This is a genomic window from Limosilactobacillus reuteri, from assembly GCF_034259105.1.
Classification (GTDB): domain Bacteria; phylum Bacillota; class Bacilli; order Lactobacillales; family Lactobacillaceae; genus Limosilactobacillus; species Limosilactobacillus reuteri_G.
On sequence record NZ_CP139478.1, the window covers coordinates 609,856 to 626,975 of the forward strand.

The following is a 17,120-nucleotide window of genomic DNA, read 5'->3' on the forward strand; positions in this document are numbered from 1 at the left end:
CTGTTGACGAGCTTGCTCCTCACTGCTGCATTATTTTACACAAAGTATAGTGTACAACGGTTCGTAATAATAAGTCAATCTTTTCTTTAGAAACCTCGTAACTTTTTTAGCAGAATGATGAACAATATAAAAGTTTATTAAACGTAGATGTTTTTTCATATCTTTTAAAGCACGTTCATTGTGGTATGCTATAATTTTGAATAGGATTATACGGATAATTATTGTGCAAGAGCAATAAACAATAAAAAGTAGTAGGTGGAAAAAGTGGTTTTTCAAGTATTGATTGGTATTTTAATTATTGTTGTAGCAATATTAGCTTGCGTATATTTTTATCAACGACGAGCTGTTAAACAGATCAACGACTTAATGGAAAGCGAGAAAAAGCTAGCGGATCAAGAAGTTGACCAGCAGATCAAAAATGTTGAAGAATTGCAACTAATCGGGGATGCTAAAAAGCAATTCGAAACAATTAAAAACAAGTATGAAAAACAAGTGCGACCAGCAATTACGGCCTTTAATAAACGAGCTCCCCAATTGTTAGCAGATTCACGGACGAGCAAGTTACTGACAATCAACATTCAGATTCGTGACCTGCAAGCAGATTTAGCAAAGTTAACGACAACTCTTCAGCAGATCCAAAAAGACTTGCAGCATCTTCGGCAACAACAACATACCCATAAGCAAGCGGTCGAGCAGATTAAAAATAAATATCGTCAATTCCACCGGCAACTAAATGAGAAGAGCTTCGAATATGGAGACAGTGAAAAGCAGTTAAATAGCAGGTTAAATGAATTGGAAGATCAATTCGCGCAATTTACTGATTTAACTAATAAGGGCGATATTGAGGCGGCTCAAGAAATTTTAAGCAATTTGCAATCTGAAAACGACAAATTTGAACAAGACCTTAAGAAGATTCCTCAGCTCTATAAGCCAATTGCAACTGAGTTTCCAGAACAATTATCCGAGCTAAAAAGTGGTTATGAGACACTTGTAAAGCAAAATTTCCACTTTACGGAGAAAAATATTGATAAGCAAATTGAGCAACTCCAAGCTAAACTGGATCAGACGATTGACCAACTTAACAATTTACAATTAGATGTTGTGGAACAATCTAATAAAGATCTTAGTGACCAGATTGATTACTTATACGGGGTAATGCAAAAAGAAATTGATGCTAAGAATGAAGCTGTTCATTTGATTGAAGTGATGAAGGACTTCACAAAACACGCTCAACGGCAAAATGACGAACTTGGTGTAGAATTAGACCGGTTAAGTTTGAATTACACACTTACTAATCATGAACAAGAAACTGTTCGTGAACTTGGTGAACAAATTAAAGCGATTATTAAGCAGTATCGTGATGACACAGAAGCAGTTGCCAATAAAACGGCTGTTTATAGTCAGGTGCTTGATCGACAAAAGTCTAACCAAAAGAACTTGACTGAAATTGAAAAAAGCCAAGAAAAACTTAACGATGAAGTTGCTAAATTACAGACCGATGAGCAACGCGCCCGTCAAATGCTTCAAAAATATTCCACCCAAATTCGTACAATTCATCGGCAAGTAGAACAGTTGAACCTTCCTGGCTTACCTAAAGATTACTTAGATTACTTCTTTGGTGTCAGCGATGAGATTAAAAAGTTAGCTGATGAATTGAATGAGTATAAGATCAATATGGATGAAATTACGAAGCAACTAATTATCGTTGAATCAGACCTAGACACATTAAATGACAAGACTGATATTCTTCGGGATAGTGCGGAATTAACTGAACGATTCCAACAATATGCGAACCGGTTTAGTGATAACGAAAAGATTGCAGCAGCCGCTAAAAAATCCCAAGAACTTTTTAAGCAATTTAACTACACAGCAAGTTTAGAGGCAATTGCGACAGTTTTAGAGGAGATTGAACCTGGTAGCTACAAACGAATTGAAGATACTTATTATCGTGAAATTGGTAAAAATTAAAAGACTTGAGAGGAAATTAGGCAAAGGATCCTGATTTCCTCTTTTCATTATTAATGATAGTGATAATTAATGCCTAATAGCTAATTTTCTGTTATAATATAAAACCGTTTTAAGAAGAGTCGAAATCTTCAGCAGTAGCCTATCCTATACTGTTGAAATCATAATCAGAGTAGGTTACCCATTTGTAACAACCCTGTGTATTATTTTTAGGAAGGAAATTAGTATGATCTATTTTGATAATAGTGCGACGACAAAGATACTACCGGATGTTTTGTCGACATACGAAACTGTGAGTCAAAAGATTTGGGGGAATCCAAGCAGCTTACATAATTTTGGTGAAAATGCTTGGAACCTTCAAGAGCAGGCACGCCAGCAGATCGCAAAGCTATTCGGGGTTAAGCCTAGTGAGATTATTTTTACTAGTGGTGGTTCTGAAGGAGATAACTGGGTAATCAAAGGAACTGCAATGGCTAAGCACCGTTTTGGCAAGCACATTATTACGACCAGTGTTGAACATGCGGCTGTAAAAAATGCATTGGAGCAACTAAAAGACTTCGGATTTGAGGTTACTTATCTCCCGGTTGATAAAGAAGGACGGATCAATCCTGCTGATGTTAAAGCCGCTATTCGCCGAGATACTATTTTAGTGTCTATCATGGCCGTTAATAATGAAATTGGAACGATTCAGCCAATTAAAGAAGTGGGAGAAATCCTTAAAGATTATCCAAATATTCACTTTATGGTGGATGCTGTTCAGGCTATTGGTAAAGGATTAGATAACCAAGTATTTAGTGATCGCGTTGATTTTGCCACTTTTTCTGGTCATAAATTTCATGCTCCACGAGGAACTGGTTTTGTTTACGTTAAGAGCGGTCGTAAGTTAGAACCCTTGATTGCTGGTGGTGGCCAAGAGCGGACACTACGAAATGGGACAGAAAATACACCAGGTAATGTTGCGATGGCAAAAGCAATTCGGTCAGTAAAAGAAAATGAGGCAGAATCAGTAAAACGTGAACAAGCAGTCAAAGAACGAATTTACAACCATTTAAGTAAATTTGATCATGTAAAATTGATTTCTGGCCGCGATCAAGGTTTCGCTTCCCATGTACTATGCTTTGCGATTGTAGGAGTTCGGGGTGAAACGATTGTTCATGCCTTCGAAGACAAGGATATCTATATCTCAACTACTAGTGCTTGCTCGTCTAAAAAGCATTCCGAAGCCGGAACATTAGCTGCCATGAAAGTTCCAGAAAATGTTGCGACAAGTGCAGTTCGGATTAGCCTTGGGGATCAAAATACCCTTGAAGAAGCTGATCAGTTTAATAAAGCATTTGATGAATTATACGCTGGCTTTAAGAAAATTATTGAATAAAATCTGAAAGGAGGACATAACGTGCAATATACAGAAATCATGGTTCGTTATGGTGAGCTTTCGACAAAGGGACATAATAAAAAGTCCTTTATTGATCGTTTAGGGGTAAACGTACGAAAGGCCCTTCATAGCTTTGACCAGGTAAAGGTGCATGCCCAACGTGATCGGTTGCATGTTGAATTAAATGGGGCTGACTATGATCAAGTAATGAATCGCTTGAAGTTAGTGTTTGGGATTCAAAACTTCTCTCCATCAATTAAAGTTGATAAGACATTTGAAGCGACTGCAGAGGCAGCAGCGCAAATGATCGCTGAACAAGTTGATAAACCAATTACCTTTAAAGTGGAAACTCGTCGGTCAGATCACCAATTTGCAATTGATACCTTTGAAATGAACAACAAGCTAGGAGGATACCTCTTAGATAAGTTTCCTGATAAATTAAAAGTTGATGTTCACCATCCAGACCTGACTTTACGGGTTGAGATCCGTCTTAATGGGATTTTCCTTTCAAGTGAAACGATTAAGGGTGCCGGTGGTTTGCCAGTTGGTACTGCTGGTAAAGGAATGATGATGATGTCTGGGGGAATTGATTCACCAGTAGCTGCTTACCTTGGGATGAAGCGTGGTGTTTCAATGGAAATGGTTCACTTCTTTAGTCCGCCATATACTAGTCCCCAAGCTTTAGCAAAGGCCAAGCAACTAACTGAACGGCTTGCAAAATATAGTGGAAGTATTAAGTTTATTCAGGTGCCATTTGCTGAAATTCAAGAAACAGTCAAGGAAAAAGTTCCTGAAGGTTACTTAATGACAATTCAACGGCGGATGATGCTTCGGTTGGCAGCTGCCTTAATGATTAAGCGTCATGGCCTGGCTATCTTTAATGGTGAATCATTAGGTCAAGTTGCTTCTCAGACAATGGAAAGTATGCTAGCGATTAATGATGTAACTTCTTATCCGGTATTGCGACCAGTATTGTCATTTGATAAGACTGAAATCATTAAAATTGCCCAAGATATTGATACTTATGACCTTTCGATTCTTCCATATGAAGATTGTTGTACTGTCTTTACGCCGCCATCGCCGAAAACCCGGCCAAACGTTGAGCGGGCTCGTGAATACGAAAAACGACTTGATATTGAAGGACTAATGCAACGAGCTCTTGATGGGATTGAAATTACGGAAATTCATCCTGGTGAAGATTATTTAAATCAAAATGAAGATGTTTTTGCTGAATTACTTTAATTAGGCCTTGACGAGGTTTGATAATTTAGCTATGATACACTTTAATAAGCATTGACCGAAAGAGTAGTAAAGCGGCACCTAAAAAGCGAGATCCTGATAGTGAGAGAGGATTAGTTAAACTTTATGAAGGTAGTTCGGGAGCTGATATACTGAAATTAATAGTAGGTATGTCCGGTTCATTTACCGTTATGAAATGATAAAGTGGAGTATTTTATACTCAAATTAGGTGGTACCGCGATGATTCGTCCTATCGATTGTGATAGGGCGTTTTTTTAGTTAATGCACAAAATAAAAATGAAGATTGTTTTCTGAAAGGAGTTTCTGCCATGACAGAAAAAGATATGTCAACCAAGTACGATCCAGCGGTGGTTGAAGAAGGCCGATATCAATGGTGGATTGACCAAGGATTCTTTAAACCAAGTGGTGACAAAAAGGCTCACCCATATTCAATTGTTATCCCACCACCAAATGTTACTGGGAAGTTGCACTTAGGCCACGCTTGGGATACAACTTTACAAGATATGATTATTCGACAAAAGCGGATGCGGGGTTATGATGTATTATGGGTTCCTGGAATGGACCACGCTGGTATCGCTACCCAAGCGAAAGTTGAAGCCCGTCTTCGTAAACAAGGAATTTCTCGTTATGACCTTGGTCGTGACAAGTTTGTTCAACAGGTTTGGGACTGGAAAGATGAATATGCTGATATTATTCACCAGCAGTGGGCTAAGATGGGGATTTCGGTGGATTATGACCGCGAACGTTTTACCCTTGATGAAGGATTAAATAAGGCTGTTCGGAAAGTCTTTGTTGATCTCTACAATAAGGGCTTAATTTATCGTGGAACTTACATCATCAACTGGGATCCACAAGCACGGACGGCCCTATCAGATATTGAAGTTATTCATAAGGATGATAAGGGTGCATTCTACCATGTCAAGTATCCATTTACTGATGGAACTACTTTTAACGGTAAAGATTATATTGAAATTGCTACTACTCGGCCAGAAACAATGTTCGGGGATGAAGCAGTTGCCGTTAACCCTAATGATGAACGTTACAAGGAATTAGTTGGTAAGAAGGTCATGGTACCACTTGTCAACCGGGAAATTGAGATTATTGCTGATGACTATGTAACGCCTGAGTTTGGTACCGGGATGGTTAAGATTACCCCCGCCCATGATCCAAACGACTTCAAGGTAGGTAAGCGTCACAATCTTCCTGAACTGAATACAATGAACGAAGATGCTTCCATGAACGAAAATGCTGGTAAATACGAAGGTATGGACCGCTTTGAAGCTCGGGAAGCGATCGTTAAGGACCTTCAAGACCAAGGTTACATGTTGAAGATTGACCCAATTGTTCACTCTGTTGGTCACTCAGAACGGACAGGGGTACAAGTTGAAGCTCGTCTTTCAACACAATGGTTTGTTAAGATGAAGCCATTAGCCGAAGCAGCTCTTAAGAACCAAGATACTGATGACCGGGTTAATTTCGTTCCAGAACGATTTGAACACACCTTTACGCAATGGATGGAAAATATTCATGATTGGGTTATTTCTCGTCAATTATGGTGGGGTCACCGGATTCCAGCTTGGTATAACAAACAGACTGGTGAAGTTTATGTTGGTATGGAAGCTCCTAAAGATGCCGAAAATTGGGAACAAGATAAGGACGTCCTTGATACATGGTTCTCCAGTGCACTTTGGCCATTTTCAACGATGGGCTGGCCTAATACTGACTCAGCAGACTTTAAGCGCTACTTCCCAACCAATACTTTAGTTACTGGTTATGACATCATCTTCTTCTGGGTTTCCCGGATGATTTTCCAATCACTTGAATTTACGGGTCGGGCACCATTTAAGAATGTTCTTCTTCATGGTTTGATTCGTGATGAACAAGGGCGAAAGATGAGTAAATCCTTGGGGAATGGTATTGACCCAATGGACGTTATCAAGAAGTACGGAGTAGATGCCCTACGGTGGTTCTTAATTACTGGTTCAACTCCTGGTCAAGATATTCGTTTTAGCTACACTAAGATGGATGCAGCTTGGAACTTTATTAATAAGATTTGGAACGCGAGTCGTTACGTTATCATGAACCTTGGTGAGATGCCTGCTCCTGTCCTTCCTGATAAGAGTAAGTGGGATTTAGCTGATCGGTGGATTTTGAGTCGGTTAAATGCAACTGTAAAGCAAGTTAACGAACAATTTGACAAGTTTGAATTTGGTGAAGCCGGTCGGGCGCTTTACAACTTCATCTGGAATGATTTCTGTGACTGGTATATCGAAATGACTAAGGAGAAGCTCAATAATGGGACTGACGAAGAAAAGAATGATACTAAGAATATTCTTGGTTACGTTCTTGATCAGACCTTGAAGATGTTGCATCCAATCATGCCATTCGTTACCGAAAAATTATGGCAATCAATGCCGCATGATGGTGAATCAATTATGGTTGCAGATTACCCAGTTGCTAATGCTGAACTTAATGATCCAGCTGCAACTGAACAAATGAATAGTTTGATTGAATTGATTAAGGCTGTTCGTAACATTCGAAATGAAGCTAATGCACCAATGTCTAAACCAGTTGATATTTTGGTAAAGGTTGATAACGATCACTTGGCTCAGATGTTGAATGATAATCGTGACTATATTGAACGTTTCTGTCATCCAGAAAACTTAACTATTGGTAAAGATGTTGAAGCTCCTAAGCTTGCAATGAGCGGGATTTTAACAGGAGCAGAAGTTTACATCCCAATGGCTGAATTAGTTGATCTTGATGAAGAACGCGATCGGATGGAAAAAGAAATTGCTAAACTTGAAAAAGAGGTAGAACGTTCACAAAAGAAGCTTGGCAATGAAAAGTTTGTTAATAACGCGCCAGAAAAGGTTGTTGAAGCTGAACGGCAAAAGGCAACGGAATGGCAACAAAAATTAGCAGCTGCCAAGGAACGTCTTCAATCACTTCAACAAGCATAGTGTCAATTTATAGTAGGATAATTAGTATTTTTAACGATAAATGAAAATTATATCATTTTATTAAATAGGTTAGACTACTGTGGGAATGCTATTAGCTATAACATTTATAAATGTAGTTTAAAAATAGATTAAAAAAGGAATCGGCAATTGTTGATTCCTTTTTTCTTAGTAGTGCGCCCGGCATGGGTATTAGCTAGGTGGTGAAAGTCCGCTATGGGCCGTAGTAGTCGGAACCATGAGCTGAGGACAAGGGTGTCCACCGTGAGGTGGAATCTGAAGGAAGTCTAAGGCAAAGTACTGCATCGATGAACAAGAAGTAGCTATAAGGCTGGAATTAACTGGATAAGGCTGCTAGACAAGTTGAAGTCCAATACTACTCGAAGTTGGTCTCAGTAAAGCTAACGATGACATGGTACGAAAGCTAATATTCTTACCCGGGGAGATCTGGCCTACACGTTTCCGACAAGAGGAATAAGTTTAATTTCCACAGAAACAAGCGGTGCAGTGATGCAGTGTTGAGTAAGCCAGAAGTCAGCCGAGGTCATAGTAGTTTGAATAATCAGATGAAGGACTGAACGACAATAACTTGTAACTTATATCGGAGGTGTAATCAGGTGCGACAATCGCAGAAAACAGAACAACAAGCTGACCGCTTGTCGAGGATAGGTTTGGAAAACCGAAAGTACACAAGGGCGCGTAGTACCGGTTATGGTGAAGGTAAAGGTATGAGTGTCACTATCCAAGACCTGGTCTTGGATCGCAATAACCTTAATCAGGCTTATTTGCGAGTTAAGAGAAATAAAGGAGCAGCAGGCGTTGACGATATGACAGTCAATGACCTTCTGCCATATCTCAGAGAAAATAAGACGGAACTGATCGCTAGTTTGCGTGAGGGCAAGTATAAACCAGCTCCAGTCAAACGGGTAGAAATTCCGAAGCCTAATGGTGGAGTAAGAAGACTTGGAATACCAACGGTGGTGGACCGAATGGTTCAACAAGCTGTAGCCCAAATTCTTACGCCTATCTTTGAGCGTATTTTCTCTGATAATAGCTTTGGCTTCCGTCCCCACCGTGGGGCCCATGACGCTATTTCAAAAGTAGTAGATCTTTATAATCAAGGTTATCGAAGAGTTGTCGACTTAGACCTAAAAGCCTATTTTGATAACGTTAATCATGACTTGATGATTAAGTATCTCCAACAATATATTGATGACCCATGGACACTAAGACTCATTCGTAAGTTTCTAACTAGCGGAGTCTTAGACCATGGGCTTTTCGCTAAGAGTGAAAAAGGAACCCCACAAGGAGGGCCATTGTCACCACTACTGGCGAACATCTATCTAAATGAGTTGGACGAAGAGTTGACTAGACGTGGTCACCACTTTGTGCGCTATGCGGATGATTGTAACATCTATGTTAAAAGTCAACGAGCCGGAGAACGAGTAATGCGAAGCATTACCCAGTTTCTAGAAAAGCGCTTGAAAGTTAAAGTGAACCCAGATAAAACCAAAGTCGGTAGCCCGCTACGGTTGAAGTTTCTTGGCTTTTCGTTGGGTGTAGACCACAATGGGGCCTACGCCCGTCCAGCTAAGCAATCGCAACAACGAGTAAAGAAAGCACTGAAGTTATTAACTAAACGTAATCGTGGAATATCTCTGACAAGAATGTTTGAAGAAATTCATCGAAAAATGCGTGGGTGGCTTCAGTACTACTCAATTGGGAAACTAACTAACTTTATTCAACGCCTTGACAAGTGGTTGAGGGTCCGAATAAGGCAGTATATTTGGAAGCAATGGAAAAAGTTTAAAACTAAGGTAACTAACTTACAGAAGTTGGGGCTGCCCCAGCATGATGCATATGTCTTCGCTAGTACCCGAAAGGGCTACTGGCGAACTGCACATAGTAAGACCTTGAGCTATTCTCTAACTAATAGAAAACTGGAACAACTCGGACTTATGAATATGTCCAAGACGCTCCAGTCAATTCAATGTGATTAAGTTGTCGAACCGCCGTATACGGAACCGTACGTACGGTGGTGTGAGAGGTCGATAATTGAACTAATCAATTATCTCCTACTCGATTGAAAAAGTAATCATCCATCACTTAAAAATATTTATCTATTGATAAGGGTTAAATAACTGATAATTAAGCGGTTTATTTAAAAATTATTTCACCTATTTGCCATTTATTTATTGTAATTATTTATCACAAGTATTATGATTAATTGTGGAGAAACAGGAAACGGTTTCAACTATTCTTTTTATCGATATACTTCGGAGGGAGGTATTTATAATGACTATTCTTAGTCTGGCACGTTTCCAATTTGCCATGACGACGGTTTACCACTTCTTCTTTGTTCCTTTCTCTATTGGAACAGCTTTTATCGTCGCCATTATGGAAAGTATGTACGTTTCAACTAAAGACGAGACGTACAAAAAAATGGCAAAATTTTGGGGGAATATTTTCTTGCTTAGTTTTGCTGTCGGTGTTGTTACAGGTTTGATTCAGGAATTCCAATTTGGGATGAACTGGTCAGATTACTCACGGTTTATGGGTGATATCTTTGGTGCTCCATTAGCCCTCGAAGCTTTGCTATCATTCTTTATTGAATCAACATTTATTGGCTTATGGGTATTCACCTGGAAAAAGGTTAAGCCAGGGTTGCACCTTTTCTTTATTTGGATGACAAGTTTTGGCTCTTTAACATCTGCTTTATGGATTTTAACTGCCAACTCATTCATGCAACACCCAGTTGGTTATGAAATCAAGGGTGGCCGTGCAGTAATGGTTAATTTTGGTGCATTGCTTAAAAACCCCCAATTATGGTATGAATTTGGGCATGTTATCCTTAATGCTATCATGATGGGTGGAATTATTATTGCTGGTTTAACAGCATTCCAACTTCTCAAGAACCAAAAACTTTCTGAAGCTAATAAGAAGTTTTATAAGAAGTCAATGCGGTTGGGTCTTTTAATTTCATTGATTTTCTCTATTGGTGGGATTGCGTTAGGGGATGCCCAGATGCAATACTTAATCAAAGAACAACCAATGAAATTTGCAGCTACTGAAGATGTCTTCACGACTACTGGTAAGCATGCGCCGTGGACAATTGTCGGTATTGCTGATATGAAGGACCATGAAGTAAAGGGAAATATTGATATTCCATATGCCCTAAGTATTTTGTCATACCACAAAACTACTGGTGCGGTTACCGGGATGAATGAACTTAATGCCCAATATAAGAAAAAGTACGGCAAGAATCTTGATTACTACCCACCAGTAAATACACTATTCTATAGTTTCCGGATTATGTGTGCGGTCGGTGCTTGGATTTTCTTAGTTTCACTTGTCGGATTAATTATGACTAGGGAAAAGAGCATGAAACCACTTGCACAACGCCGCTGGGCACTTTGGTGTATTGCAATTACCACTTTCTTACCATTTATCGGTAATACTGCTGGTTGGTTTGTAACAGAATTTGGTCGTATTCCATGGACAGTTTATGGCCTGTTTACAATTGCCGAAAGTGTATCGCCAAATGTTTCAGTTGGATCATTATTGACATCAAATATTGTTTACTTTGTATTATTTACAACTCTTGCAATTACATTAATTTGGTTGATTGTTCTTGAGTTACGTAAAGATCCATCGGAAGCAATTGAACCTAAATTCAAGAAGGTTCTTGACCCATTTGACAAGGAGGCGTTCTAGATGAGTTTTCTTCAATTATTATGGTTTGTATTGATTGGAGTGCTTTTTGCCGGCTTCTTCTTCCTAGATGGATTTGATTATGGGGTAGGAATGGCGGTTGAAACACTTGCTCATAATGAATCAGAGCGTGATCAACTTGTGCGGACAATTGGACCAGTTTGGGATGCAAATGAAGTGTGGCTAATCACTGCTGGTGGTGCAATGTTTGCTTCATTTCCATATTGGTACGCTAGTCTTTTCAGCGGCTATTATTTAATCTTAATGATTATCCTAGCTGGTTTAATTATTCGTGGTGTTTCCTTTGAATTCCGCAAAAATAGTCCAATGCCACAAAAACGGATTTGGGATTGGGCATTAGCAATTGGTAGTGCCATCGTTCCATTTTTCCTCGGAATTATGTTTGTTAGCATGATTCATGGAATGCCAATTGATGCTAACGGCAATTTTCACGCAGGATTCTTTGATTATTTCAACTGGCTTTCAGTTGTTGGCGGAATTGCCTTATTGCTATTAACCTACTTACATGGAATTAATTATATTGCCTTAAAGACGACTGGTCCGGTTCAGGAACGAGCCCGGAACTATGCTGAATTTTTGTACTGGATTCTTTATGCTGGCGAAGTTGTCTTTGCATTATTATTAATCTTTATGACTGACTTTATGGCTGTTCACCCAGTTGGTACAATCATCATGCTTGTATTGATTGTTGGTTTCTCAGTCTTGGCTCAAGCGGAGACCTTTGCTGGTCATGAATTGGTTGCATTTATTTCAAGTGGGTTAACCTTAGTATCATTGGTTGTATTGATCTTTATTGGTCTCTTCCCACGGGTACTAATTAGTAGCATTAGTCCGAAATACAGCATTCTTATTCAAAATGCTTCCTCAACAGAATATACGTTGACAGTGATGACAATTGCTACTTGCTGTCTTTTACCATTTGTTTTGGCATATACAATCTGGGCTTACTGGATTTTCCGTAAACGGATTGCAATGCCAGCTATTTCGGAGGTTAAATAAAAATTTATGATTGATCGACTACTCTTCAAAATCGAGGGGAGCAGACATATCATGATTATGCTTGTGGAGCTTTATGTCCTGCAAGCTTTTCTTATCCTTGGTCAGGGATTAAGTTTGGCTGCTTTACTAACAGGCTTATGGCAGGGGCATTCTCTTTTAAGTCAAATATATGGCTTAGGTGGATTTGTTGCTTGTTACCTTTTGCGTCATGGGCTAACCGAAATTGGAAATGATTGGCTTGATAAGTATTCGGCTAATGCTGCCCAAAACTTTCGTCAGCAATTATTAAAAAAAGTCTTTGCGCTTGGACCAGTAATTGTGCAGCGGGAGGGAACCGGGAATATGGTTACTCTGGCCCTTGATGGCATTAAAGAAGTCGAAAATTATATTCGACTCATCTATAGCAAGGTGATTAGCATGATGATTATTCCCGTCATTATTTTGGTTGTCTGTTTTTGGCTTGATTGGATTTCTGGCATTGTTATGCTGTTAGTTTATCCTTTGATTGTTTTATTCATGATTATTTTAGGCTATGCAGCAAAGGCTAAGGCAGATCGACAGTTTGCAGCCTTTCAAATATTGTCTAATCACTTTATTGATTCTTTGCGGGGAATTGACACATTGAAGTACTTTGGCCTTAGTAAGAAGTATTCGCAAAGTATTTATCGGTCAAGTGAGCGTTTTCGCAAGTCAACAATGAGCGTGATTAAAGTGGCGATGTTATCGACGTTTGCTCTTGATTTTTTCACTACATTAGCTATTGCAATCTTAGCGGTCTTTCTTGGCTTACGGTTAATTAACGGTCACATATTGCTATTCCCGGCACTAGCAATTTTGATTTTGGCACCTGAGTATTTTTTGCCGATTAGGAACTTTGCAAGTGATTATCATGCAACATTGAATGGTAAAAATTCATTTCATGCTGTTCGGCGAATTCTTGAAATGCCATTACCTAAGAGGCCGACTGTTGAATTACACCAGTGGACAGGGGGTGATGAATTAAGTCTTGAGAATGTTGAGTTTATGTATCCTCAAAATGGCAGTGAATTAACAAATCTTGATTTAACAGTTAAGGGAAACCAAAAAATTGGCATTATCGGGATGAGTGGAGCTGGAAAGACAACTTTAATTAATCTTTTGAGTGGCTTTTTAGCGCCGACAAGTGGCCAAATTACCATTCAAGGGAAAAAAGTAACGACTTTGGATATTCATGACTGGCAAAAACAGATTCTCTACATTCCACAGACTCCCTATATTTTTGCAGATACGTTAAAAAATAATATTGCCTTTTATACTCCAAATGTCAGTGAAGATAAAATAAAAGAAGCAATTCATGTTGTCGGCTTAGATAATCTCGTTGTTGAATTGCCTCAAGGACTAGAGACGATGATTGGCAGTGGTCACCGAGCATTAAGTGGTGGGCAGGCACAGCGAATTGCCTTAGCACGAGCATTTCTTGATCCAGAACGTCGGGTAATGATTTTTGATGAACCGACCGCCCACCTTGATATTGAGACCGAGCTGGAATTGAAGAAAAGAATGCTTCCGTTGATGGAAAATAGGTTAGTCTTTTTTGCTACCCATCGTTTGCATTGGATGAAGCAGATGGATTACATTTTAGTATTGAAGAATGGCAAGTTAATTGAACAAGGAACATATCAGCAGTTGCTTGATGAACATGGTTACTTTACAGAACTGATGGATCAAACACGCGGAAAGGAGATAACCCATGAATAAGATTCCTTTACTTAAAGCAATGAAACATGATCGGTGGGTGAAACCCTTCCTGAAGCGTTACAAGTGGACCTTGGTATTAGCAATTACCCTTGGGATTGTTACCTTTATTTGTGCTAGTGGATTGATGTTCACCGCGGGCTATTTAATCAGTAAGTCCGCGACGATGCCGTTTAATATCTTGTTAGTATATGTTCCCATCGTTCTTACTCGTGCCTTTGGAATTTTTAGGCCGGTGACCAATTATTTTGAACGATTAGTTAGTCATAATTGGGTTCTTAAAATGACTTCTGCATTTCGGAAAAAGCTTTATGATTCGTTAGAGCAGGATGCCGTTTTCTTTAATAGTAAGTATCGAATTGGAGACATTCTTGGGTTACTTTCAGAAGACGTTGCCCACATTCAAAATTTGTATTTACGAACGATTTTTCCGATGCTAGTTGCATTTGGACTTTATGCCATTATCGTTATTGGAATGGGGATAATTTCTCCACTAATGGGGCTTTTAATGTTAGTTCTATTTGGGTTAATCATCATTGCTGTTCCCGTGTGGTCAGTGCTTGTTAATGGTGCGCGCCAGCAACTAGAAAAGCAATATACCAATACCTTGTATGCTGATCTCACTGATAATATCATGGGGATTACAGACTGGGTATTTGCGGGGCGAAGTGCGGATTACCTGCAGCACTATGATCAAAGCGAGAAAAACGTATTAGCATCTCAAAAAGCGATGAAACGTTTTGAGCATTGGCGTGATTTTATTCTTCAGGTAATGATTTTATTGGTGGTTGTTAGCCTTATTATATGGGGAGCAGCACGTTTCGGCGGTCATTGGGGAGGTAGTGCAAATTGGATTGCGGCCTTTGTTCTTTGTGTCTTTCCACTTGATGAAGTATTGTCTAGCTTGCCAGCAGCTGCTCAAGAAACTAATGTATATACGGATTCATTAAAGCGATTGAATGAATTACCACAACCACCTGTTCCTTCTAAGGCTAATATTGAGATTACCGCTCCTTATCATCTTAAAATTACAGATGTTTATTATCGCTATCCTAAAACAGAGAAGATGATCTTGCGGGGGATTAATCTTGATGTTAATCCAGGCGAAAAACTTGCCATTCTTGGTCGCAGTGGGGCTGGAAAGAGTACGTTAGCTAGTTTAATTCGTGGAGACCGGAAGCCTACTTCGGGCACTGTTACTCTTAATAATGTGCCAACGGATGAATTTGGTGATGAGATTTCGAATTATATTGGGATTGTTCACCAATCACCATATTTGTTTCATACCACAATCGTAAATAATATTCGTTTGGGAAATGAAGATGCGACAGAGGATCAAGTATGGGATGTTCTTGAACGTGTTGGGTTGGCCGCTATGATTAGACGACTGCCAAAAGGGCTTCATACGATGGTTGATGAGGCAGGGTTACGGTTTTCTGGCGGAGAGCGTCACCGGTTGTCTCTTGCCCGGATTTTGCTCAAAGATGCGCCCATTATCCTTTTAGATGAACCAACTGTAGGCTTAGACCCGGTAACAGAAGAAAAGGTAATTGAGACTTTTATGGAGCAGCTACAAGGAAAAACTTTGATTTGGATTACTCACCATTTACAAGGCATAGAAATGATGGATCAAGTTGTTTTTATCGAGGATGGTAAAATTTCAATGCAAGGCAGCCCGGCAGAATTACAAAAAACAAATGAACATTACCGGGCGTTAAAAATGGCAGATGAGGGTATCTAGCTAGTTTAGAAATGTTATAATAAATAGAACTCTTGATGAAGGGATGAATAGTAATGAAAGAAGTTGTTGTACTTGGAGCTGGTTATGCTGGCTTAAAGACAGTTGTTTTACTGCAAAAAAAGCTAAAAACTAATGTTCATATTACATTAGTTGATCGTAATGATTATCATTGCGAAGCTACTGATTTACACGAAGCTGCTGCGGGAACGCAAAGTGCTTCAGGGATCACTTATCCAATTAGTGATGTTATTAATCCGCAAATTACTACCTTTATTCAAGATGAAGTTGTAAAGATCGATCCTGATAAAAAGACGGTTAAGCTTGCTGGTCATGAAGAACTACTGCACTATGATTATTGTGTATTAGGGCTCGGTTTTGTTTCAGAAACCTTTGGAATCTCTGGTGCTGAAGAAAATGCATTACCAATGACTAATGTTAAAGAAGCCTTAGCAATTTATGACCATATCATTGCTAAAATGAAAGATTATCGTACCACTCACAATCCTGATGATCTTCAAATTGTTATTTGTGGTGGTGGATTTACTGGAATTGAATTGGCTGGGGCGCTTGTTGACGCTCGAGCAAGTTATGCCAAAATCGCTGGGGTTTCACCAGATGAAATTAAAATTACGCTGATTGAAGCTTCAACAAGATTACTTCCAATGTTTAGTGAAAAACTTGCTGAATATGGGGTAAACCTTGTTAAGAGCCTTAACGTGCAACTACTTGATGGTTCACGGATTAGCAAGATTGAACCTGGGAAGGTCATCTACAAGCATGGAGATGATGATGAAGAGTCCCTTAATGCTGGTACAATCATCTGGACAACTGGAGTAAGTGGTAATCCATTAATGGAAGAATGTGGCTTTGATGCTAAGCGTGGCCGGGTAATCGTTACTGACCACTTAACAGACCCTAAGCATGATGATATTTACATCATTGGGGATGTTGCTGCCGTAATGCCACCGGATGGTAAACGCCCATACCCAACTACTGCACAAATTGCCCTGGCAATGGCTGATTACACGGCTGAAGACATTGTTAGCCGTATTAAGACTGGCAAGCATGAAGCTAAGCCATTTACTTACAAGTCATTAGGAACAGTTGCTTCCGTTGGTAATACGCGAGCATTTGGTGAAGCAATGGGTCACGAATTACGTGGATATCCTGCTTCAGCAATGAAGAAAATTATTGCTGACCGTTCCTTGCTAGAAACAGGTGGTTTGAAAGAACTATTTGCTAAAGGCCGCTTTGACTTATATCACTAGAAAATGAATGAGGCTGAGAAAAAACTTTTGTTTTTTCAACAGCCTCGTTTTTATACTTATAGGCTAAAAAGTGTGGCTATAATAAA

At 39.4% G+C, this 17,120-nt stretch carries 10 protein-coding genes and 1 other annotated feature; all 10 genes read left to right on the plus strand.

Annotated elements, in window-relative coordinates:
• Positions 1–264: 264 nt before the first annotated feature.
• The 10 genes from ezrA to SH603_RS03920 all read left to right on the plus strand — a co-directional run bounded on the left by ezrA (position 265) and on the right by SH603_RS03920 (position 17,034).
• Entirely contained in the window at positions 265–1,968 is a 1,704-nt protein-coding gene (ezrA, locus tag SH603_RS03875; RefSeq protein WP_321534118.1) for a septation ring formation regulator EzrA, read from the plus strand.
• Positions 1,969–2,191: 223 nt separating this feature from the next.
• Entirely contained in the window at positions 2,192–3,340 is a 1,149-nt protein-coding gene (locus SH603_RS03880; protein ID WP_169473410.1) for a cysteine desulfurase family protein, read from the plus strand.
• Positions 3,341–3,361: 21 nt separating this feature from the next.
• The gene (gene thiI / locus SH603_RS03885) at positions 3,362–4,582 is read left to right on the plus strand and encodes a tRNA uracil 4-sulfurtransferase ThiI (protein ID WP_003666641.1); all 1,221 of its coding nucleotides are present in this window, start codon (positions 3,362–3,364) and stop codon (positions 4,580–4,582) included.
• Positions 4,583–4,624: 42 nt separating this feature from the next.
• Positions 4,625–4,835 (plus strand) — a binding site (T-box leader).
• 73 nt (positions 4,836–4,908) lie between these two features.
• Entirely contained in the window at positions 4,909–7,563 is a 2,655-nt protein-coding gene (locus SH603_RS03890) for a valine--tRNA ligase (protein ID WP_321534119.1), read from the plus strand.
• Positions 7,564–8,177: 614 nt separating this feature from the next.
• Complete coding sequence (ltrA, locus tag SH603_RS03895) at positions 8,178–9,560, plus strand: group II intron reverse transcriptase/maturase (RefSeq protein ID WP_321533904.1); 1,383 nt, start codon at positions 8,178–8,180, stop codon at positions 9,558–9,560.
• A gap of 295 nt (positions 9,561–9,855) precedes the next feature.
• The gene (locus SH603_RS03900) at positions 9,856–11,274 is read left to right on the plus strand and encodes a cytochrome ubiquinol oxidase subunit I (protein ID WP_169478022.1); all 1,419 of its coding nucleotides are present in this window, start codon (positions 9,856–9,858) and stop codon (positions 11,272–11,274) included.
• Entirely contained in the window at positions 11,275–12,291 is a 1,017-nt protein-coding gene (gene cydB, locus SH603_RS03905; protein WP_035154217.1) for a cytochrome d ubiquinol oxidase subunit II, read from the plus strand.
• A 6-nt stretch (positions 12,292–12,297) separates the two neighbouring features.
• Complete coding sequence (cydD, locus tag SH603_RS03910) at positions 12,298–14,028, plus strand: thiol reductant ABC exporter subunit CydD (protein ID WP_321534120.1); 1,731 nt, start codon at positions 12,298–12,300, stop codon at positions 14,026–14,028.
• The gene (cydC, locus tag SH603_RS03915; RefSeq protein ID WP_169472642.1) at positions 14,021–15,766 is read left to right on the plus strand and encodes a thiol reductant ABC exporter subunit CydC; all 1,746 of its coding nucleotides are present in this window, start codon (positions 14,021–14,023) and stop codon (positions 15,764–15,766) included. Before cydD ends, cydC begins: the two co-directional genes overlap by 8 nt.
• A 53-nt stretch (positions 15,767–15,819) precedes the next feature.
• Complete coding sequence (locus SH603_RS03920) at positions 15,820–17,034, plus strand: NAD(P)/FAD-dependent oxidoreductase (RefSeq protein WP_321534121.1); 1,215 nt, start codon at positions 15,820–15,822, stop codon at positions 17,032–17,034.
• Positions 17,035–17,120 lie beyond the last annotated feature (86 nt).